A 21,541-nucleotide genomic window follows, 5' to 3' on the forward strand; every position below is an offset into this window, starting at 1 on the left:
GCCCGGCAGCAGCATGGACACGTTCCGTCAGCGCCTGCTGTCGCCTCCCGTCGCCCGCCGGATCGCGCGGCGGACGGAAGTCCTAGAAGAATTCTCGGCAGGGCGTGTCCGATCGGGGCGGTGGCGTTCGTGGAAAGGGTGAGAGGCGGCCCGAGGGGGCGGCCACAGGACGAGAGGAGATGATCCGCCGTGCAGTACCTGCTTTCCGTGATCTTCGACAGGCCCGGCGATGCGACCGAGGAGGAGGATGCGGCGATCGACGTGTTCAACGACCGGCTGAGGGCGGAGGGCCGGTGGGTCTTCGCCGGCGGCCTCGGGGCGCCCGGCACGGCCACGGTGATCGACAACCGGGACGGGGAGGCGGTGTTCACCGACGGGCCCTTCGTGGAGTCGAAGGAGTACCTCGCCGGCTTCTGGATCGTCGAGGCCGCCGACCTGGACGTGGCGCTCAAGCTGGGGGCCGAGGGGTCGAAGGCGTGCAACCGGAGGATCGAGGTGCGTCCCTTCCTGTGAGCACGACCGACGTCGCCGAGGTGATCACCCGGGTCCACCGCGAGGAGTGGGCCCGCGTGGTCGCGGCCCTGGCCAGGCGCTGCGGTGACCTCGACATCGCCGAGGAGTCGACCGCCGAGGCCTTCGCGACCGCCGTCGAGCGCTGGCCGGTCGACGGCGTCCCCGCGAATCCCGGCGGTTGGCTCACCACCACCGCCCACCGCAGGGCCGTCGACCGGATCCGGCGCGAAGCCAGGCGCGGGGAGAAGCACCGGGAGGCGCTGATGCTGTCCGACACCCCTGAGCCGCTCGGCCCCGTCGACGACGACCGGCTCCGACTCCTCTTCACCTGCTGCCATCCCGCGCTCGCCGTGCCGGCGCGGGTCGCGCTGACCCTGCGGATGGTCGGCGGGCTCACGGTGCCGGAGATCGCCCGCGCGCTGCTGGTCCAGGAGGGTGCGACGGCCCGGCGGATCACCCGCGCTAAGGAGAAGATCAAGGCGGCGGGGATCCCCTACCGGGTGCCGTCGCGGGAGGACCTTCCGGTCCGGGTCTCCGGGGTGCTCACCGTCCTCTACCTGATCTTCAACGAGGGCTACCTGGCCTCGGACCCGGGCAAGGAGGCGGTCCGCGGCGACCTGACCGCCGAGGCGATCCGGCTGACCCGGCTGGTCCGTGACCTGATGCCGGAGAACGGCGAGGCGGCCGGGCTCCTGGCGCTGATGCTCCTGACGGAGGCCCGCCGTGCGGCGCGGACGTCGGCGGGCGGTGAGCTCGTGACCCTCGACGAACAGGACCGCGATGCCTGGGACCGTGACCTGATCGCCGAGGGTCACGCCCTGGTCCGCGCCCGCCTCGCCTCGGGGCAGGCGCCGGGGCGCTACCAGCTCCTCGCCGCGGTCAACGCCGTCCACACCGACGCCCGCGACTTCCGTGACACCGACTGGGGGCAGATCGTCGCGCTCTACGACCAGTTGGCCCGCCTCGACCCCTCGCCGATCGTGCGCCTCAACCGGGCGATCGCGATCGCCGAGCTCGACGGCCCGCAGGTCGCGCTGGCCCAGGTGGACGCTCTGCCGTTGGAGGGTTACCACGCCTTCCACGCCACCCGCGCGGAGCTGCTGCGCCGGCTGGGCCGCAGCCGGCAGTCGCGGGCGGCGTACGACCGCGCCATCGGCCTGGCCGGCAACACCGCCGAGACGGCGTACCTCACCCGGCGCCGCGACCAGTTGGCGGGCCCGTGAGCCGCAGGGCGTAGCGCACCCCGTCGATCGAACCCGCCGGGCGAACACTCCCACAGGCCCCGCACCTGCCCTGTGCTAAGAATGCGTGTTCGTATCTACGGGGGAGTCCATGTCGTATCCGCCTCAGCCCACCGCGCCAGGTGGGCAGTCCGGTGCTGCCCAGCCGCAGCCGACGTACGGTCAGCAGTCGCCGTCGTTCGGCCAGTCGCCGCAGCAGCCGCCCTACGGTCAGTCCCACGGTCAGTCCCACGGCCAGTCGTACGGTCAGCCCGTCGGAGGCCCGCCGCAGCCGACGTACGGTCAGCAGCCGCCGTACGGCCAGTCGCCGCAGCAGTACGGTCAGCAGCCCCTGTACGGCCAGCCCCCGCAGGGGTACCCGCCGCAGCCGCCCGAGCGGCCGCGCCGGCGCGGGCTGAAGGCCGTCCTGATCGTGCTGGGGACCTTCCTCGGCCTGGTGGCGCTGGCGGCGGGGTACGTGGTCTACCACGTCTCCACCCGGCCCGGGCCGGTGGACCTCGGCGGTGACAACAGCCCGTACCAGAAGATCGCCGCCGGGATGACGGCCGCGCTGGTGGCCAAGGACGAGGAGGCCTTCGTCAAGCCGTTCAAGAGCGAGGAGTTGAAGGCCAAGCAGCGCAAGGTCTTCCGGAACCTGGTCAAGATCCCCTGGGAGCAGGCCCACTGGGAGACCCAGTTCGCCGCGCCGCTGAACGGTGACATGTGGGTCACCTTCGTGCACCAGGTCAAGGGCGTGGACAGCAAGCCGGTCGGCGAGACCTTCAACTGGCGGGTGGAACCGGGCACCACCGCGCCGGTGATCACCGACGTGACGGGCACCAAGGGCCTCGACGGGAAGACCTCGGCGGGTGACTTCTACCCGGGGCCGTGGGACCTGTACGACGAACTGGTGGTCGAGGTCCGTGACCACCTGGTGGTGGTGGCGGACAAGGGCCAGGCGGCCGAACTGCAGCGGGACGTCGACGTGCTCGCGCAGGCGGCGAAGGACGACCTCGACGCCTGGAAGAAGTCCGGCCCGCCGCCGGCCGCGGGGCGGGAGAGCGCGCGCGGCTACTTCGTCGTGCTGGAGAAGCAGCGCGAGGTCTACAACAAGCTGTACGCCGGCGACGGCCGGGAGAACGACGGCCTGGAGGCCGGCGTCAACATGCCGATCCCGGTGCACGCGCCCGACTCGACCTCCAGGGACAAGGAGTCGGGCGGCTCCCGGATCGTGATGGACACCTCGCTGAGCCGCTTCACCAGCGCCCAGTGGCGGGACGGCGTCACCGAGATCGGCCGGCACGAGATGGGTCACGCCACGGTCGAGGTGCTCGGCACGGAGACCGTTCTCGTGGAGGGGATCCAGGACACCCGGATGTGGGTGATCGAGGGCTTCGCCGACTACATGGCGTTCCGGGGCAAGGAGGACCGGGCCAAGGCGGACGCGCAGGCCTCGCTCCAGGGCTACCGGTTCGGCGGCACGCTCCCGGAGAGCCTGGGCTTCTACGCCGACCAGGCCAAGGACCGCTCCGCGCACTACTCGCTCAGCGCGCTGGCGGTGCAGTACATGGCCCAGAAGTACGGCGAGGACAAGGCGTTCGCCTTCGTGGCGGCGCACTACGCCGATCCGAAGGCGTACGAGCAGCAGATCACCACGGCCACCGGGCTGCCGCTGAAGCAGTTCCAGTCCGACTGGGCGGCCTGGGTGCGGTCCTACGTGCCCGGAATTCGCTGATCCGGTCGGGTGGTTGACGCTCCGAGGCCGCTCGCGCCGCACTGGCGCGGGCGGCCTTCACCGTCCATTCGATCATTACTCGGGGTGATCGTATGAATTCGGAACGTTCATCCGATGGTTCGTCAGCGGTGTAGCGTTGCCGCCACAGCGGGGCGCCCCTGCCGGAAATGGGGCGAGCCCGGCGGGTGTTGACGCACCCGGCCGAGCTCTTCACCCGCCGAGTGACTAGAGGACCACTAGAGGATGCTCAGGCATGCTATCGCGCCTTCGCGCGACTTCACGCAGATCGCCAACACGCACGTGTGGGACGAAAACCTGTCCGATGCCGCGTTCCGCCTGCTGGTCCGTGCGCTGGCGCTGCCGCCGGCACGGGTGCGGGCGACCACCGTCACCGAGCTCGCCGCCGGACTCTCCGGCGGTCGGATCACCGCCGACCGGGCCCGCCGCCAACTCACCGCCGCCGGGCTGCTGCACAGCGCGCGCCGCCGCAGTGCCACCGGGCAGGTGCGGACCGAGTCGCTGGTGTCGAACGTCCCGCTCGGCCCCGCCGAGGCCGGTCGGCTGTTCGCCGGGCACGTCGCGGACGCCGCACCGGGTGCCGGACAGCGGGGCCCCGGCGGGGCCGAGCCGCGGGCGTCCGGCACAGCCCTCCCTGCGGGAGGAACACCGGGTCAGGAGAAGACTTCCCCCCACCCGGTCCCGTCCGCGGCCACCGAGCCGGCCGTCCCGGCGCCCGGCGAGCCGGACCAGCCGGGCGGGCCGCATCCGCCCGGCGGCGACACGGCCGAGGCCGAACGCGTCCTGCTCACGCTGCACCGCAGCGATCCCCGACTCGTTCTCGGGGCCGCCGAGGTGGCCCGATTGCTGCCGCTCGCCGCCGATTGGCTGACCAGGGGGGTCAGCCCGGACGGGATGCGGCACGCCCTGACGGCCGGCCTGCCCGCAGTCGTCAAGTCCCCTGCGGCCCTGATGCGTTGCCGCCTCCGGGACAAGATGCCGACCGCGGTACGGGCGCGGTCGCTGGTCGACTGCACCGGCTGTGAGCGGGCCTTCCGTCCGGTGGCGGCGGAACTCCGTTGCGCGGGCTGCCGGCAGCAGGACGCGATCCACGGGCGGCGGGGCGCCGACACCGCCGTCGGGGCGACCGGGAGCGGGACGCGGGTGGGCTGGCGCGAACGGCTGGCCGGGGTCACGCCGGGGGTCGCGGCGGGCTGAAGTGGCAGCGCCGGGACGGGTTCCCACCGGGACGGGGCGGGTTCGGAGGGGCTGTCGTCGAGTGTGGTGGCGGTGACGTCGCAGGCGTTGGTCCGGCTCGTGCGGTCGCCTTGTTTCTGCCCGGCATTCGAGTCCGCGCCGGTGTCCGGATCGTCCGGAAGAACCGGTTCGACTACGCGGATGGTGTGATGAGAAACTGATCTGCTGATCTTCACTGTTTCTCCCAGGGGGAGCTTCACACCGTGCGCCTGCGTCTTTCCGTCGGCCTGACCGTGACGGCGGCGATCGCCGTCCTCGGGCTACCCGGCCCTGCTCTGGCGGCCCCGGCCGCCACCGTCCTGCTCGTGAACAACGCTGACGACTCGCACTGTTCCGACTCCGGCACCGGCACCGTCGCCCAGCCCTACTGCACCGTCTCGGCCGCGGCCAAGGTCGTGCAGCCGGGGCAGACCGTCAAGGTCGCGGCCACCAACAGGCCGTACCTCAACGACGAAGTCCGGCTGACCCGCTCCGGCACCCCGGAGCAGCCGATCACGTTCCTGGGCGCGCCCATGGCCTACGACTGGAGCGAGCAGCCTTCGCTGGCCTCCGACGACGGGACGACCAGCAGCTTCGTGCTGTCCGGCGTCCACGACGTGGTGATCCGGGGCTTCCACAACGCCGGCAGGCAGAACGCGATCGTCATCAACGACTCGTCGCGGATCACCGTCGACCAGAGCCGGTTCGAGGAATCGCACGGCACCGCCGACATCCGGATCTCCGGCACCAGCGACCACGTCACCGTCAGTCGCAGCCTGTTCTACTTCGGGATCGGCGTGGCGCTCGACCCGGGCACCCACGACAACCTGGTCACCGCCAACGACTTCAACCGCACCAGCGCCTCGGCGGTGACGGCCAAGGACAGCCCCGGGCTCGCCCTGACCAACAACACCATCGCGTACTCCTGCCAGGAGAGCGTGCTGATCGACGGCGCCTCGCCGGGCGCGGTGGTCAAGAACAACGTGATCACGGCCGACAACCCGGTCCGGACGCAGTACGACCCGCCGCAGTGCGACGCCGCCCACCGGGGCGAGGCGGAGATCTCGGTCTCGGCCGGCTCCACCACCGGCACCACCGTGGACTACAACACCGTCCACCCGTGGCCGGACGCGGCGGGCTACCGCTGGGCCGGCACCGCCTACCCGACCGCCGCCGCCTTCAAGGCCGCGACCGGGCAGGCCGGGCACGACGCCGACCTGAACGTCAACCTGGATCAGAACGCCAACGGTCCGTTCGACCGGCTGGCGGACAGCGACGTCGCGGCGATCGACTCCGCCGACCCGACCGCCCCCGGCGTCGGCACCGACTTCTTCGGTTCGGCTCCGGTCGACCACCCGAACGTCGCCAACACCGCGCCCTCGGGCGGTGTCCGGGACCGCGGCGCGTACGAGCGCACCGGTCTGCGCGACGCCGCGGTGTCGCTCACCGGCGCCACCACGCCCTCCCCGGTCGGCCCGGCACCGCTGACCGTCAAGGCCACCGCCACCGCCACCAAGGAGTGGGGGACGCCGCTCACCGGCTACTCCTTCGACTTCGGCGACGGCAGCGACCCGGTGGTCACCACCTCCCCCGAGGCGTCCCACACCTACCAGAGCACCGGCTCGTTCCGGGTGCAGGTGACGGTCACCGACGCGAGCGGCGCCCGGGCCAACAGCTACTCGCGCATCGCCAGCGTCAAGCCGTCCGGTGAGCTCACCGCGGACTTCACCACCAGGCAGACCGGCAGCGGCCAGGTCGTCCTCACCCCGACCGCCAGCTCACCCTGGGCCATCAAGACCCGCCAGGTGGACTTCAGCGACGGCAGGGGCCTCCTCGACGGCCTGTGGCCGGACGGCAACTGGTACGCCCAGTTCAGCGTCCCCGGCACCACCACCGTGCGACTGATCGTGACCGACGAGGCCGGCCACAGCGTCACCGTCACCAAGCAGGTCCAGGTGACCTTCGACACCGAGCACCAGGTGGTGCTCCCCGGCGAGCGCGTGCAGCTCCTCGGCCGGAACACGGACGGGCTGTTCAGCACCGGCGCCAACTACACGCGCGGCCTGTGGGCCGGGGTCACCGGACTGACGAAGTCGAACATGGGCGGGCCGATCCCGCCTGCGGACCAGATCACCAGCCTCGCCAGCGCCACCGGTGACAACTGGCTGAGGGTCTTCGCCGTCGGCAACGGGAAGATCTACAGCGCCGACCGCAACCTCGGCCCCTACGGGCCCGGCGGCATGGGGTACGCCATTCCCGGTGCCTGGTCGATGTGGAGCGACTTCGCCGTCACCTCGGGCCCCACCGACCTCCCGGGCCTCACCCAGATCTCCGCCTCCCGGATCAACGGCAAGACCCACGTGGTCGCCCTGGCCGGCGGACGGGTCTACGAGTCCTCCAACTCGCAGGCCGTCTACAACGGCGCCTGGAGCCCGTGGGGTGACATCACCGCGGCTGCCGGCATCCCGGCCGGCACCACCCAGATCACCGCCGTCGGCACCGGCAACTCCCTGCACGTCGCGGCGCTGGGACCGGACGGACACATCCGCGTCGCCGACGGCAACTACGACCGCGGCACCTGGAGCGCCGGCGACGTCACCGCCGTGCGCGGCGGCCCCGCCCCGATCACCCAGCTCACCGGCGTCGGCATCGGCAACCAGTTCCACATCGTGGCGCTCGCCGGCGGCAACGTCCACGAGATCACCGGCGACTACGCCGCCGGCTACTGGACCACCTGGGGCAACATCTCCGCCGCCACCGGCCTCGGCGGCGCCGTGACCAAGGTCACCGCCGCCACCACCGGCAACAACATGCGCCTGTTCGCCGTCTCCGCCGGCCACATCCACAGCACCCTCGGCGACTACGGCAAGGGCTACTGGACCGGCTGGACCGACATCACCCAGCCCGGCATCGTCGGCACCACCACCCCGGTGGACCTGCTGACGGCCGCCGGCACCACCGGCTGAGCCGTTCGAGTCGGACCTGAGCGTCCGCGGGTGTCCGCCGTGACGCCGTGAGAGTGAGCCCGCCACCGGAGCCTTCCGGGGGCGGGCTCACTCGTGTGGTCACCGGACATGCCTCTCAGTGCCGGTCGGTGTCCGAGGAGCCGCACAGGGCGTCGTCGACCAGCCTGCTCTCCGCCCGCACCACCCGCAGGACCTCGTCAGTGGAGCCGGCGAGGACGCCCGACAGCGAGAGCGTGACGCTGCGTCGGCCGTCGGCGGTGACGCCGGTCGCGGTGATCCAGCCGGCATCGCCACCCTCGTGGCCCCAGTACACCCCGCCGCAGGACAGTGGACGGGAGAAGACCCCCAGTCCGTCGCGGGCGCCCGGCATCAGCTGTTCGAACTCCTTGCCGACCGGGACGCTCCGGGTCAGCTGCCTCAGCTGCGCCGGCGCCAGGAGCCGCCCGCCGAGCAGGGCCCGGAAGAACCGGTCGAGATCGGCGGTCGTGGACACCAGCCCGGCCTCCCCGTTGGTGCCGGGGCCGACCTGCTCCGTGACGTCCACCGGCGGACCGCCGGCCTCGAACCGCTGGTAGGTCCGGGCATGCGGCTGCGGCAACGTGGGCGAGGCGCCCGGCCGGAAGGTGTGGTCGAGGCCGAGCGGGCGGACGATCCGGTCCCGCACCTCCTGGTGCCACGGGTGCCCGGTGACCCGCTCGATGATCATGCCGAGCAGTACGTAGCCGGTGTTGGAGTACCCCCAGTGCCTCCCGGGCCGGAAGTCCGGGTGGTGGAGCATCGCCCGGGCGACGGTCTGTTCGGGCGGGTGGGCGTCGTACCGGTGCCGCTCGAAGTCCTCCGCCGAGGTGTAGTCCGGGTAGTCGTCGTGGAGGCCGCCGGTGTGCTGGAGCAGGTGGCGGACGGTGATCGCGCGACCGTCGTTTCCGTTCCCCGACACCACACCGGGCAACCACCGCTCGACCGGGTCGTCCAGGGAGAGCCGGCCGTCGCCGGTGAGCTGCAGGATCACGGTGGCCACGAACGCCTTGGTGACGCTGGCCGTCCGGAAGTAGCCATCGGGCGAAACCGGCTGACGAGCAGTCAGGTCGGCGACGCCGCTGGTGGCGGTCAGGTTCCGGCCGTCGGCGGTGACCAGGCGGGCCTGGACTCCGGTCACACCGAGCGCGGTGAAGACGTCGGCGTCGCGCTGGAGCCGGATCCGGTCGTCATGCCGCTGGGCGGCCGTCGCGCCGGGTGCACCGGTGGACAGGGTCGCGGCCACGACGGCGGCCAGCACCAGGTGCCGCCGAACGGACCGGCCGCGCCGCCGAACGGACCGCCTGCGCCGCCGGGGCGGGGGAATCGGTGAACTCGTCATGGGTGTTGACGCTAGGTCCGGCCGGGGCGCGCGGTCGGTACAGCCCGCCGGTGGGAAGAAGGTGCAGTGGGCTGTAGTGCCGGGCGCGGCCGTGATGGCCCAGACTTGCGCGGATGAAGCACTCGGTGGCCGACCGGTTTTCGGCGACCTTGCGCGGTCTGGGCTATCTGCTGGGAAGCCTGTGCACCGCCGCGGTCGCCCCCTTCGCACTGCCCGTGCTCCTCGTACCGACGACGGCCCGCGCCTGGGCGTCCTGGCATCGGCGCCGCGCCGAACGGCAGTTGGGCGCCCCGCTCTCCGGTCCCGTCGAGGCCGGTACGTGGCGGGTTCTCGGGTGGCTGGGCAGCTCCGTCGGGACCGGCCTGGCGTTCGGGGCCGTCGTGGTGCTGTGCGCGGGCAACGCGGTGGCCACGGCCGTCACCGTCCCCCTGTGGTGGGCGTTGCCGGTCGGCACCCGCGCGGGCGGCTTCGCCGCCGGTGTTCCGCTGACCGGGTGGGGCACCGCGTTGACCCTGGGGACGGCCCAGGCGGTCGCCTTCGCGGCCCTGACCTGCTGGCTGGTTCCCCCGCTGGCCCGCCTGCACGCCCGGATCTGCACGGCGTCGTTGTCCCCGCCGGTCGCCGCCGGACTGGCTCACCGGGTCGGGACACTGACCGAGACCCGGGCCAACGCCATGAGCGCGCACGGCGCGGAGCTCCGCAGGATCGAACGCGACCTGCACGACGGCACCCAGGCCCGGCTGGTGGCCATCGCCCTGCGGCTGGGCGTGGCGCGCGAGTTGCTGACCGAGGACCCCGAGGCGGTGGCCGGACTCCTCAGGGAGGCGCACGAGAGCGCGGAGGAGGCCATGACGGAACTCCGCGCGGTGCTCCGGTCGGTCTACCCGCCGATCCTCGCCGATCGGGGCCTCGTCGGGGCGCTGGCCGCACTGGGCCATGCCGCCGCGATCGACACCGCCCTCGACGTCGGCGAGCTCGGCACCGTCCCGGCCGCGGTCGAGGCCGTGGCGTACTTCACGATCGCCGAGGCCCTCACCAACACCGCCAAGCACGGCCGGGCCGCGCGGAGCGCCGTCCGCGTCGCACGCGAGGGGGACCGGCTGTCGGTCGAGGTCACCGACGACGGCGTCGGCGGTGCCGACGAGGCGCGGGGCACCGGCCTCGCCGGGATCCGCCACCGGGTCCTGGCCCTCGACGGCACCGTCCGCGTGCACAGCCCGGTCGGTGGCCCGACCACGGTCGAGGTGAGCCTGCCGTGCGGGTCGTGATCGCCGAGGACAACGTCCTGCTCGCCAACGGGCTGGAACTCCTGCTGACCGCCAAGGGCTTCCACGTCGCCGCGATCACCCAGGACGCCCCCGGCTTCGCCGCCGCCGTCGACGAACACCGCCCGGACGTCACCGTCGTCGACGTCCGGCTGCCGCCGACCTACCGGGACGAGGGCATCCACGCCGCCATCCGGGCCCGCCGCCGACACCCCGGCCTGCCGGTGCTCGTCCTCTCCCAGTACGTCGAGCAGCAGTACGCGGGCGAGCTGCTCTCCGACGGTCGTGGCGGCATCGGCTACCTCCTCAAGGACCGGGTGAGCCGGGTGGGCGAGTTCGTCGACGCGCTGCGCCGGGTCGCCGGCGGCGGCACCGTCATGGACCCCGAGGTGATCGGGCAGCTCCTCACCCGTCCCGCCCGCGATCCGATCGCCACCCTCACGCCGCGCGAACGCGAGGTCCTCGCCCTGATGGCCGAGGGAGAGGACAACACCACGATCGCGGCCCGACTCGTCATCACGGACAACGCCGTCCACAAACACATCGGAAACGTCTTCAGCAAGCTCGGCCTCTCCCCGGACGACGGCGGCCACCGCCGCGTCCTCGCCGTCCTCACCTATCTCAGCCGCCGCTGAGGTCGTCGGCGGCGGGTGGAGGCACGACGGGCTGCTCGGTGGGGTCGTCGTGACCGCGAGGGTGACCGGTTCGGCAACCGTGAGCCGGGCGCCCGACCCCGCGCGCCGATCCGCCGGGATCCGTCGGACCGGCCCTGGACGCACCCCCCTCAGTACAGGTCGGCGATCCAGGCGTAGTCGTCGGGGTTGCGCATCTGGGTGAGGGCGGTGCGCAGCCCTTCCTTCTCGGCGAGGTCGCGGAACCAGGGGACGGGGGTGAGGAGGGTGGCGAGGCGGTCGGTGGCTTCGGTATCGAAGAAGGTGTCGAGATCTGCGGGGATGGGGTCGTCGACGAGGCAAAGCCAGGCAAGGGCCGCGCTCATCCGGACCTCGGTGGGGCGGGTGGGATCCCGCCACCACGCGAGGGTGCGTGCAGTCGTGTCGGCATCGCGTTGTTCCCAGGCCAGTTCGCCGATCGCCAGGACCAGGCTCGCGCGCGTCACCGGGTCGTCCTCGTCGTCGAGGCGTGCATGCAGGGCCGCCGTGATTCCCGCGCGCGCCGGGGGCGCCGCAGCCGAGAGGGCGTAGGCGGCGGCGGTGCGGACGGCTGGAGCGTTGTGATCGAGCAGGGGGAGCAGCAGGTCCACGTCTGCGGTGAGGGCCTGACGGGCGGCTTGGACGGACCAGGTACCGACGTAGCCGCTGGGTTCGAAGGTGAGGCTGCCCGCGGGGGCACGGGTACGCAGGAGCCCGGTGCGGGTACCGTCCTGGAGATGGGGACGGCGGGCGAGGGCCCCGATCAGGCGGAGGGCATGGGGGTGGACGTTGGTAAGGACGATGCGGATCAGGAAGGGGGCAATGAGGGCCCCGGCGGCATTGGGGTGGCCCTGATGGCAGACGGTGTCCCACAGGACGTCAATCTCATGACCAGCCCTCTGCAGGTCGTCGTGCTGGATCCGTGTCAGCCTCTCGGGCAGATCGTTGCAGGGGCCGAAGGCACCGTGGAACCTCTCCCAGGGCACCGCGTCGTAGCGCAGACCGTCCTTGACCTCGCGAGGAATTGCGGCCACGACCACTCGCACGTCCTCCTGCGTGTCCGCGTGGAACTCCGGGCCGCCCTCTTCGAATATCGCGGGGACACCGGCCTTGCCCTGCCAGCTCACGGCGGCTCTGCCCTTCGACATTGTTCTGCCCTGCCCTGACATGCTGCTGCGGGCCGTCCGGGCGGAGAAGGATGCGGCCGGTGATATCGGCCGGCTGGTGTCGGTCGACGCCGACATCCGTGTCCCCAGGATCGGGCCGGGCCGTCCCCGCACCCGGCCCGACCACGTTCTCGGCGAGAAGGGCCACGGCTCCCGCGCCATCCGCGCCCACCGTCGCAGACGCGGCATCGCCACCGGCCACGACCGGACCCGCGAGTACTACCACCCCGCGAGTCCGACCGCGCGGCAGTCACCCTCGCCCCGATCCTGCTCTGGATCGAGCCTTGAAGACGCGTCCTAGTCGGCGGTGGCGATCAGCGGCTGGAGCAGGATGTCCGGCTTGGCGCGCTGGAAGGCGCTCAGGTGCCACTTGTCGGCGAACAGGGCCAGCAGCGCGCCGTCCGAGCGGCGGGTGAGCACCTCGGCGTCGGTCAGCCGGGCCTTGGCCAGCTCGGCCGAGCCGTCGGCGTCGGTGACCCGGGCCAGCTTGTAGGACAGGCGGTCCAGGGTGATCGGGGAGGAGAACTCGTGCTCCATCCGGTGCAGCACCACGTCGAACTGCATCGGGCCGACGGCCGCCATCACCGGGGCCTGGTCGCCGCGCCGGTCCGAGACCAGCACCTGGACCACGCCCTCCTCGTCCAGCTGGGAGACACCCTTGCGGAACTGCTTGGAGCGGCTGATGTCCTTCGGCCGGGCCACCGCGAAGTACTCCGGGGCGAAGGCGGGCAGGGCGGGGAACTCGGCCTTCTTGCCGGTGTACAGGGTGTCGCCGACCCGCAGCGCGCTGGCGTTGATCAGGCCGACCACGTCACCGGGGTAGGCGGTGTCGACGACGGTGCGCTCGGCGCCGAAGACGGTCTGGGCGTACTTGGTGGCGAAGGACCGGCCGCTGGCCGCCCGGGTGACGTTCATGCCGCGCTCGAAGACGCCGGAACAGACGCGGACGAAGGCCATTCGGTCGCGGTGCGCCGGGTCCATGTTCGCCTGGATCTTGAACACCAGGCCGGAGAAGTCCTCGGTGACCTCGCGGCTGCCGCCCTTGGCCAGCGGGCGCGGGGCGGGGGAGGGGGCGAGGTCGACGACCGCGTCCAGCAGCAGCTTCACGCCGATGTTGCTCAGCGCGGAGCCGAAGAAGACCGGGCTGATCTTGCCCGCCTCGAAGGCCTCCTGGTCGTACTCGGGGCCCGAGGAGAGCACCAGCTCCAGCTCCTCCAGCGCGGTCTCCCAGACCTCGCCCTCGCGCTCGGTCGCCTCCTCGGCGGTGAGCACCTCCTCCAGGGCGGCGTGCGTGCCGCCGGGCACCTTGGTGTAGCGCAGCATCTGCTCGGTGTCCGAGGCCCGGACGAGCCCGCGCAGGTCGCCCGCGCCGCCGACCGGCCAGACCACCGGCACCGGGGTGATGCCCAGGTGGGTCTCGATGTCCTCCAGCAGGGTGAGCGCCTCACGGCCGCGGCGGTCCCACTTGTTGATGAAGGTGATCACCGGGACGCCGCGGTGGCGGCAGACGGCGAAGAGCTTGCGGGTCTGCTCCTCCAGGCCCTTGGCCGCGTCGACCAGCATGATCGCGCAGTCGACGGCCGCCAGCACCCGGTAGGTGTCCTCGGAGAAGTCGGCGTGGCCGGGGGTGTCGACCAGGTTCATCACGTGGCCGCGGTAACCGAACTGCAGCGCCGCCGAGGTGACCGAGATGCCGCGCTCGCGCTCCAGCTCCATCCAGTCGCTGGTCACGCCCTTGCGGGCGCCCTGGCCGTGCACCGCACCGGCCGAGGTGATGGCCCGCGCGTGCAGCGCCAGGGCCTCGGTGGTGGTGGACTTGCCCGCGTCGGGGTGGCTGATGACCGCGAAGGTGCGCCGCCGGCCGGCCTCGTTGAGGATCTGGACGACGGGGACGGACTGCTCGTTGCTCACGTGGCTTTTCCTCGGGTGCGGGGACGGCATCAGGCCGGGTGGACGCCTCTCCGCACCTGCTGAGCCCGGCCGCGGGCCGCAGGCTCAAGGGGTGATTCTAGTCGGCCGGACGGCCCAACCTCGAACTGCCCTGGCGGGGGCCGGTGACACCGGGCCGGAAGCGGCCGGAGCCGGCGGCGTACCGGACCCCGGCGCCCGCGCCGGTGCGGGCGGAGCCGGACGCGACGGTGCCCGGTGGCCCCGCCCCCGTGGCGGACGCACCGGGCACCGGACGGTTCAGAGCATCGCCGAGGCCGGCTTGACCATGGCCCTGGCGGTCTTGGCGTCCACGTACTCGCCGATCGCGGTCATCACCCACTCGCCGGAGTACTGGCGGACCAGCTTGCACATCACCACGCCGGTGTGCGGCTCCGAGCTGGTCAGGTCGAAGCGGACCAGCTCCTGCCCGCTGCCCGCGTCGAGCAGCCGGCAGTAGGCGTTCTTCACGTCGGTGAACTTCTGCCCGGAGAAGGAGTTCACCACGAACACCAGGCCGACCGCCTCGGGCGGCAGCCCGTCCAGGTGGACGGTGATCGACTCGTCGTCGCCGCTGCCCTCGCCGGTGAGGTTGTCGCCGGAGTGCGCGATCGCGCCGTTGAAGATCGACAGCTTCATGAACCAGGCGGTCTCGATCTTGTTGCGCTGGGCGTCGAAGGCGATGCAGGAGGCGTCGAGGTCGACGTTGCGCCCGCGCCCGGCGGGCTCCCAGCCGAGGCCCATCCGGACCGAGGACAGGAACGGCCTGCCGTTCTTCTCCAGCGAGACCGAGCCGCCCTTGACCAGGTTCACCTTGCCCTTGTCCAGGGTCACCTTGGTGAAGGAGGGCGTGGTGGACGGGGCGGCGGCGGGCGGCGCGCTCGGCATCGGCGGGGCCTGCACGGCCGGCGGGGCGGCGGGCGGCGGCGGGGTGGCCGCGGCCGCGGCCACGGGGGCCGGCTCCTCCTCGACCGAGACGCCGAAGTCGGTGGCGATGCCCGCCAGGCCGTTGGCGTAGCCCTGGCCGACCGCGCGGACCTTCCAGGCGCCGCCGCGCTGGTAGACCTCGACCACGACGAGTGCCGTCTCGCGGTCCAGCCGCGGCGGGGTGAAGGTGATCAGGACGGCGCCGGTGGCGGCGTCGCGGACGGTGGCGGTCGGCTCGATGCCGGCGAAGGTCGTGCCGGCCTCGTCCGGGCTGGCGGTCACCACGATCTTGGTGATGCCGGCCGGGACGGCACCGGTGTCGATGGTGATGGCGTCCGGCGTCCCGCCGCTCGCCGGGCGGTGCGTGACCCCGGGGCCGTGCGGGGCGTTGAAGAAGACGAAGTCCGCGTCGGAGCGGACCTTCCCGGCGTCGGTCAGCAGCAGACCCGAGACGTCCAACGCCTTGGGTGCGGTCACCTCGACGGTCACCCGCGCGGCGGTCAGCGGCGCGTTGCCGCCTTGGGTCAGGACCGTGGTCACGGGATCCTCCAGGGGTGCGTGGTCGGGGCCGGCGCGGCCGACGCGCCGACGGGATCCACAGTAACGAACGCGTGTGGCAAAGTGACCGGCCGACGGGCCGGGTTCTGTCGGATCGTCGGACCGGTCGGGCGGCCCCGGGCCGCGGTGAGGCGCCGTCAGCTCCCGAGCGGGACGGCGGCGCGTACGGCGGTGGCGACCGGCCCGGTCGACGCCCCGACCATCGGCCCGGCCACGGGCCCGGCCACCGGTTCGGCAACGGGTCCGGCAACGGGTCCGGCCACCGGTTCGGCAACGGGTCCGGCCACCGGTCCGGCGGCGCCGGGGACGGTCCTGGTGGGGCCCGGGAGGGGTTCGAAGGCGCCGAGGGCGGCCACCGCGCGCGGGTCCCGGAGGGCGAACGCGGAGGCGGCCCAGCTCTCCGCGGGGGCCCGGCCCCGGTCGGCGGCGGGCAGGACGCCGCGCACGCCGAAGGTGTACCGGCCGGGCGGCACGTCGGTGCCCGCCGGGGAGGTGAAGCGGTAGACCCGGGCGCCGCGCTCCTGGGAGGTGGTCATCACGGCGCCGGCCAGGTCGGTCCAGGCCGTGGTGCCGTGCACGACCTCGGTCGGGCTGAGCCGGAACTCGGCCTGCAGGGCGGTCAGCGGCTCGGTCACGGTGATGCCCAGCAGGTGGCGGGTGCCGTCGGGGCCGAGGAGGCGGACGCTGGCCGCTCCGGTGAGTGCGAGGTCGGCGGCCTGCTCCGGGCCGGCCTCCGACCCTGGCGCGGGCGGCTCGGCCGCCGGGTAGTGGCCGACCGGTGCCTCGGGGCGGACGGCGCCGGCGCCGGGGGCGTCGACCGGGGTCACGACGGGCAGCGGGACGGGGCCGGCGGTCGGTGCCGTCGGGCGGGTGGGAACGACCACCGGCGCGGGGGCGGGCGGCCGGCTGATCGAGGGCGGGCCGGCCGGCGGGCGTCCGTCGGCGGACTGCGACAGGTCCGGCGGAGCGGCGATCAGCGGCGGCTTGACCGGACGCGGCCCGATGTCGGGGCTCCCGAACTGCAGGAGCCCGGGCGGGGCGGTGGGGCCGGCCGAGGCGGGGCACTCCGCGGCCGCCTCCGCGGTCGGACGCAGCTGCTCGGGAGCCGGGGTGCCGGCCGCCGGAGTGGTCGGCACGGGGGCGGGTGCGGTCGGGGCGGGCGCCGCCGTCGTCGCGGGCGCGCTGGGGGAGGGTGAGGCGGTCGGGGCGCCCAGGGTCGGCGGGGTGGTCCGGTCGGCGTTGCGCGAGCCGGGCGTACCGGTGCCCGGGCCGATCGCCCGGCCGGAGGGCGGCGCGCCCGTGTGCGATCCGGCCTCCGGCGTCGAGCCGGACCGGGAGTCGCCGTCGGTGCCGTGCGTCGGCGGCGGCGTGGCGCCGACCGCGGCGAAGCCGGCCCGGCGGCCGACGGCCTGTTGCTCGTTCAGCAGCCAGGTGGTGGCGATGCTGAGTCCGACCACGGTGGACATCGCCATCGCCGCGCCGGAGAAGCGGAGGGTGGGCAGCCGCAGGCGCCCGCCGAACGGCTTCGGCCGGCTGTGCCGGCCCTGCCGCGCAGGCCGCTCGTCCGGGCGGGGTGCCGCCTCGGTGTCCTTACGGAGAGCCACCGGACTCCCTTCCCTCCCTGTGACACCCGCCGCATTCTGCCACGGACCCGGGGCCGGACCCGTGAGGACGCTGGCGGGCTCGCGACCGTGCCCGCGCGGGCCGGGGGGACGAGAGTACCAGCGGCGGGGGGCTTCATGACCGGGCCGCGCACGAAGCGGGTGGTGCGGTGGAAGGTCCTCGTACGCAGCACAGTTGACGGACCGTCGGACAATCGTTTCGGCAGGCGGCGGGAATATTGCAACCTCCTTGCAACCCTTGCCGTCGCACTCCGGATGGCGCACGCTGGTGGGATTCCAAGCCGTACCGGAGAGACAGTCATGCCGCGCGACCCTCTGCCCGCACCCTCCGATGCCTCTCTCGCCGCTACCCCCACGGGCGGCGATGAGGAAGGCTCCACCGCCGCTCCGGCGGCGGTGGAGGAGGTGCTGACCATGCGCATCGCGCTCGGCGACGAAGCGGTGGGGGACGTCAGCACCCGGTTCCGGTTCGACCCGCAGCGCCCCTACGAGGTGCTGCTGACCTTCCACCTCGGCCGGCCGGACGAGGCGGACTGGGTCTTCTCGCGCGAGCTGCTGCGCGACGGCCTCACCACCCTGAGCGGCCAGGGGGACGTCAAGCTCTGGCCCGCGTACTGCCCGTGCCACGGCGCCACCCTGCACGTGGCCCTGGAGTCGCCGCACGGCAGCGCGCTGCTGGAGGTCGCCAAGTCCAAGGTCCAGGACTGGCTCGACCGGACGTACGCCGAGGTGTCGGAGGCGGCCGAGGCGGCCTACGGCCCGACGGACGCGCAGCTCGACGCGCTGCTCGCCGAGGGTCTCCCCGAGGACTGACCGTCCGTCTGCTCCCCGGTGGGTATTGCGGGGCGCGCAGGCGGTAGCGAGCGCCGGTCGGTCGCGGCCCGCGCCTGTGCCCTGGCGCAGCCGTCGCCCGGACCGTCCGCCGTCGCGCAGGCGCCCCCCGCCGGGCCCGTGGCCGCCGGGCACCCGTCCGGGTGGCCGTCGACTCCCGGCCGGGCCGGGCCGGGCGGCCCCTCCGGTGCCGGCAGCCGTGCCGTCCCGGCGGCGAGCCGGGAGCGCAGCCGGCGGACGGCCGGTGCGGAGGAGGCGGGCAGCAGGTCGTACGGGTCCTCCGGACCGATCACCCCGACCGTCACCGAAGGGGCGAAGCGGTAGGGGCGGTGGGCGAGCAGCCCGCCCAGGTAGCGCCGCAGCCGGGAGAGCTCGGCCCGGACGGTCACCGTACGGGCCGGGTCGCCGAACAGGGCGTCGGCGAGCTGGGCGGCGCTGCGGCCGTCCCGGTGCGTGGCGAGCAGCAGCAGGAGCTCGGCGTGCCGCGGACTCAGCCCGTGCGACCAGGTGCCGGCCGTGCCCTCCACGGACAGCTCCGGGCGGTCCGGGCGGCGCAGGTCCAGGCGCAGCCGCGCGCCCTCGGCCAGCTCGGCGGCCTCGGATCCTTCGCCGTGGTCGGCGTCGCCGGCCCAGTGGACCGGCCGGACCAGCCAGCCGTCCGCGAGCGGCTCGACGGCGCACTCGCCGAGCGAGGGCAGCCAGTGCACACCGGCCGAGCCCCAGCCCTCGGCCGGCAGACGCAGTCGGTCGGTCGGCGGCAGGCCGGCGGTGGCGGCCGTCCAGCCGTCGCCGTCCACCACCAGGGCCGGTCCGTTCACCTTGGCGAGCAGCGGAGCGGCCACGGTGCGCAGCTGGTGCAGCGACTCCAGCCGGCGGGCGCGCAGCTCGGCCTCGGCCAGCCGGGCCGCGGTCACGGTGAGCTGCAGCAGGTACGGGCGGGCGTACCGGGCGGGGGCGCTGATGTTGAGCACGCCGGTCAGCCGGCCCGTCCGGGGTTCGTGGACGGGGGCGGCGAAGCACGTCCAGGCGTGGTGGCTGCGCAGGTAGTGCTCGGCCGAGTGGACCTGCATCGGTCGGTCGGCGCGCAGTGCGGTGCCGATGCCGTTGGTGCCGACGTTCTCCTCCACCCAGCGGGCGCCGGTCAGGAAGCCGATCCGGTCGGCGCTGCGGCGCAGCTGCCGCTCGCCCTCGTGCCACAGGACGTGGCCCTCGGCGTCGGCGATGGCGAGGATCAGCGGGCAGTCGCCGGTGGAGTCGAGCAGGGAGTCGCGCAGGATGCCGATCACGTCGTGGAGTCCGCTGGCGCGGCGCCGGTGCTCCACCTCGGCCGGCCCGAGGTGGACGGTGGCGGCGCCGCGGTCCGGGTCGAGGCCGAGCCGGCGCAGCCGGGCCCACGAGTCGCCGATCTCGGGGCGCGGGGCGGTGGCGGGGGTCTCGCCGGAGGCGGCGCTGTCGTGGACCGCGGAGAGCGTGGCCGGGTCGTCGGCCGTCGCGGCGGGCGGGCCGACCGGTCGTGGAGCCTGCCGCCGGGTCTGCCGCACTCCGCTCCCCCTAGCCGCGATTCGTCGCTACTCGATGTTGACGCGTTGACGAAAGCGTACGGCGGGAGTCTCGCCTGCGGGGGCGTAGTGCGTAAATGTGACCTGCCTACCGGTATGTCCTGCATGTTCGTGCATGACTTCTGCTCGAAACGCGATCCGGGTGCTCGCTAGGATCGGCCGGGTGACGGACCCGGCGAACCTCTCAGCCCCACGTACCCCGGCTGCCCCGGCGGGGCCCGGCGGCCGGCCGCCCGGGCGGGCGTCGGCCTTCCTGCTGCTCGCGCTCGCGGTCGTCGGGCCGGTCCTGGTCGGGGTGGGGTACCTGGCGTACGTGGTGGTCACGGCCCTCTGAACCGGCGGGGGCGGCCCGGGCCCGGTGCGGTGGACGCTCCCCCGGGCTCAGTGCCGCGGACCGTCCGCGCTCTGGGCGGACTCGACCGTCCGGTGCAGGTCGTGGGTGGCGTCCAGGACGGCCGCGGTGCTGAGGGCGAGGCAGGCCGCGAGCGCGAGGGCCGCGGCCCGCCGACCGGTGCGGGGCCGCGGGGGCGGGTCGAGCAGCGCCGCCACCCGGCGGGGGACGGGGCCGGAGTGGGCGGCCGGCACCAGCCCGGGCCTGGCCGGCCAGGGCGCCCGGGCGGCGGCCAGCGCCGCGCGGCCGACCGCCTGGGCGGTCACCCGCCGGTCGCCCACGGCGGAGGCGGCGGCCTCGTCGGCCCAGCGCTCCAGGTGGTAGCCGAGCGGCGTGCGGAGCGTGCGCAGCGCGGGGTGGACGGCTGCGGCGTACGCGGCGGCGGTCAGGAAGACGTGGTGGCGGCCCGTCAGGTGGGCGCGCTCGTGCGCGAGCAGCGCGGCGCGTTCGGGGGCGGAGAGGGCGCGCAGCATGCCGGCGGTGACCACCACCCGCCCCGGGCGCCCGGGGAGCGCGAAGGCGTCGGCGCGGTCGTCGGCGAGGACGGCCAGCGGGTGCTCCGGCGTCGCGCCGCCGGCCCGGCCGGCCCGGACCGCGGCCCGGGCCCATGCCCATGCCCGGGTGGCCGCGGCGCCGCCGCCGCGCGGCGCGCCCGCGGGATCGCCGAGGGCGAGGCGGGCGCGGTGCAGGTCGCGGCTGCGGCGGCGGGCCACCCGTAGGCCCAGGGTGGCCGTGACGCCGAGCGCGAGGCCGGCCAGCGCGGCCACCAGCGCGGTGCCGGTGGCGCTGCCGGTGGGGCTGGTGGCGAGCCAGTGCGGGGAGAGGTGGCCGAGGGCGGCGACCGGCGGCAGCCGGAGCAGGCCGGCGGCGGCCAGCAGTCCGAGTGAGCAGAGGGTGGCGCCGGCGAGTACGGCCGAGGTGCCGGCCAGGATCCAGGCGGCGACGCGCGGGCTGAGCGCGTCGGCGAGCAGACGGGCGGCCGGGGCGGCGAGGAAGGGCAGCAGCAGCGGCACCCAGACGGCGACGATCACCTCGATCCGCCTCCTTCGCCGGTACCGCGGGAGCCGGCGAGCGGGGAGCCGGTGTGGGGCGTACCGGTGTGGGGCGTGCCGACGTGGGGCGTGCCGGCGTGGTCGTCGGCGCGCTCGCCCGCGGTGTCGGCGGGGCGGTCGCCGAGGAGGTCGCGCAGCATCCGCTCGTCCTCGTCGGAGAGGTCGGAGACGAAGCGGGCGAGCACCGTGGAGCGGTCGTCGCCCCGTTCCAGCTCGGTGCGCATCCGGCGGGCGGCCAGACCGGCCGGGTCCTGGACGGTCGGGGTGTAGGCGTACGCGCGCCCGGCCCTGGTGCGCTCCACGGTGCCCTTGTCGTGCAGCCGGGCGAGGATCGTGGCGACCGTGGTGCGGGCGAGGCCGGTGCCGAGGGCGGCCTGGACGTCCTGCGGGGTCAGCGGGTGTCGGGCGGCCCACAGCGCGGCCAGCACCTGGGCCTCCAGCTCCCCGGAGGGGCGGCGAACCGACGGCACATCACCCATGTCGACGTTTCCTCCCGTAGTCGTCTACAGTCACGTAGACCGTCTACGTCACTGTAGACGATCGGAGCGCGCCCCGCAGGGCCGCCCCCCA

The 21,541-nt window shown here is 74.0% G+C and carries 16 protein-coding genes and 1 pseudogene; 9 read left to right on the forward strand and 8 right to left on the reverse strand.

Going from position 1 to position 21,541, the window contains the following annotated elements:
* Nucleotides 1–189: 189 nt before the first annotated feature.
* From ACFTWP_RS33585 to ACFTWP_RS33605, 5 genes are all read left to right on the forward strand, one after another.
* The gene (locus tag ACFTWP_RS33585) at nt 190–513 is read left to right on the forward strand and encodes a YciI family protein (protein WP_380268767.1); all 324 of its coding nucleotides are present in this window, start codon (nt 190–192) and stop codon (nt 511–513) included.
* Nucleotides 510–1,736, forward strand: a complete 1,227-nt coding sequence (locus ACFTWP_RS33590; RefSeq protein ID WP_380268768.1) for an RNA polymerase sigma factor — start codon at nt 510–512, stop codon at nt 1,734–1,736. The genes ACFTWP_RS33585 and ACFTWP_RS33590 overlap by 4 nt, the downstream gene beginning before the upstream one ends.
* A 109-nt stretch (nt 1,737–1,845) precedes the next feature.
* Nucleotides 1,846–3,468 (forward strand): hypothetical protein, encoded by a 1,623-nt coding sequence (locus tag ACFTWP_RS33595; protein WP_380268769.1) that lies wholly within the window; start codon nt 1,846–1,848, stop codon nt 3,466–3,468.
* Between the two features lie 243 nt (nt 3,469–3,711).
* Nucleotides 3,712–4,683 (forward strand): hypothetical protein, encoded by a 972-nt coding sequence (locus tag ACFTWP_RS33600; RefSeq protein WP_380268770.1) that lies wholly within the window; start codon nt 3,712–3,714, stop codon nt 4,681–4,683.
* Between the two features lie 242 nt (nt 4,684–4,925).
* Complete coding sequence (locus ACFTWP_RS33605) at nt 4,926–7,667, forward strand: PKD domain-containing protein (RefSeq protein WP_380268771.1); 2,742 nt, start codon at nt 4,926–4,928, stop codon at nt 7,665–7,667.
* Between the two features lie 115 nt (nt 7,668–7,782).
* Here ACFTWP_RS33605 and ACFTWP_RS33610 read toward each other — a convergent pair whose 3' ends face one another.
* Nucleotides 7,783–9,024, reverse strand: a complete 1,242-nt coding sequence (locus ACFTWP_RS33610) for a serine hydrolase domain-containing protein (RefSeq protein WP_380268772.1) — start codon at nt 9,022–9,024, stop codon at nt 7,783–7,785.
* Nucleotides 9,025–9,137: 113 nt separating this feature from the next.
* On the opposite strand from ACFTWP_RS33610, the gene ACFTWP_RS33615 reads away from it, so the two are divergent.
* Nucleotides 9,138–10,292, forward strand: a complete 1,155-nt coding sequence (locus ACFTWP_RS33615) for a histidine kinase (protein WP_380268773.1) — start codon at nt 9,138–9,140, stop codon at nt 10,290–10,292.
* On the forward strand, nt 10,280–10,924 hold the full coding sequence (locus tag ACFTWP_RS33620; RefSeq protein ID WP_380268774.1) for a LuxR C-terminal-related transcriptional regulator: 645 nt from the start codon (nt 10,280–10,282) through the stop codon (nt 10,922–10,924). Before ACFTWP_RS33615 ends, ACFTWP_RS33620 begins: the two co-directional genes overlap by 13 nt.
* A gap of 149 nt (nt 10,925–11,073) precedes the next feature.
* Here the strand turns inward: ACFTWP_RS33620 and ACFTWP_RS33625 are convergent, their stop codons facing one another.
* From ACFTWP_RS33625 to ACFTWP_RS33640, 4 genes are all read right to left on the reverse strand, one after another.
* Nucleotides 11,074–12,066, reverse strand: coding sequence for a hypothetical protein (locus ACFTWP_RS33625; RefSeq protein ID WP_380268775.1), 993 nt, complete (start codon nt 12,064–12,066; stop codon nt 11,074–11,076).
* A gap of 336 nt (nt 12,067–12,402) precedes the next feature.
* On the reverse strand, nt 12,403–14,016 hold the full coding sequence (locus tag ACFTWP_RS33630) for a peptide chain release factor 3 (protein ID WP_380268776.1): 1,614 nt from the start codon (nt 14,014–14,016) through the stop codon (nt 12,403–12,405).
* A gap of 276 nt (nt 14,017–14,292) precedes the next feature.
* A complete protein-coding gene (locus ACFTWP_RS33635) occupies nt 14,293–15,486 on the reverse strand; it encodes a TerD family protein (protein ID WP_380268817.1) in 1,194 nt (397 codons plus the stop codon).
* Nucleotides 15,487–15,653: 167 nt separating this feature from the next.
* Nucleotides 15,654–17,120 carry a hypothetical protein gene (locus ACFTWP_RS33640; protein WP_380268777.1) on the reverse strand — a complete coding sequence of 489 codons (1,467 nt, stop codon included), beginning with the start codon at nt 17,118–17,120 and terminating at the stop codon, nt 15,654–15,656.
* Nucleotides 17,121–17,438: 318 nt separating this feature from the next.
* Here ACFTWP_RS33640 and ACFTWP_RS33645 point away from each other — a divergent pair, with 318 nt between their 5' ends.
* Nucleotides 17,439–17,951, forward strand: a complete 513-nt coding sequence (locus ACFTWP_RS33645; protein WP_380268778.1) for an SsgA family sporulation/cell division regulator — start codon at nt 17,439–17,441, stop codon at nt 17,949–17,951.
* Here the strand turns inward: ACFTWP_RS33645 and ACFTWP_RS33650 are convergent.
* A complete protein-coding gene (locus ACFTWP_RS33650; RefSeq protein ID WP_380268779.1) occupies nt 17,891–19,510 on the reverse strand; it encodes a GAF domain-containing protein in 1,620 nt (539 codons plus the stop codon). The two genes, ACFTWP_RS33645 and ACFTWP_RS33650, sit on opposite strands and share 61 nt — an antisense overlap.
* A gap of 181 nt (nt 19,511–19,691) precedes the next feature.
* On the opposite strand from ACFTWP_RS33650, the gene ACFTWP_RS33655 reads away from it, so the two are divergent.
* Nucleotides 19,692–19,862 (forward strand): hypothetical protein, encoded by a 171-nt coding sequence (locus tag ACFTWP_RS33655; protein WP_380268780.1) that lies wholly within the window; start codon nt 19,692–19,694, stop codon nt 19,860–19,862.
* Nucleotides 19,863–19,909: 47 nt separating this feature from the next.
* Here ACFTWP_RS33655 and ACFTWP_RS33660 read toward each other — a convergent pair whose 3' ends face one another.
* Both ACFTWP_RS33660 and ACFTWP_RS33665 read right to left on the reverse strand, forming a co-directional pair.
* Nucleotides 19,910–20,950 (reverse strand): M48 family metalloprotease, encoded by a 1,041-nt coding sequence (locus ACFTWP_RS33660; protein ID WP_380268783.1) that lies wholly within the window; start codon nt 20,948–20,950, stop codon nt 19,910–19,912.
* A 131-nt stretch (nt 20,951–21,081) separates the two neighbouring features.
* A pseudogene (locus ACFTWP_RS33665) lies at nt 21,082–21,450 on the reverse strand (BlaI/MecI/CopY family transcriptional regulator); the annotation flags it as partial.
* Between the last annotated feature and the right edge of the window lie 91 nt (nt 21,451–21,541).

The organism is Kitasatospora sp. NPDC057015, assembly GCF_042673745.1.
In the GTDB taxonomy this organism is placed as follows: Bacteria; Actinomycetota; Actinomycetes; order Streptomycetales; family Streptomycetaceae; genus Kitasatospora.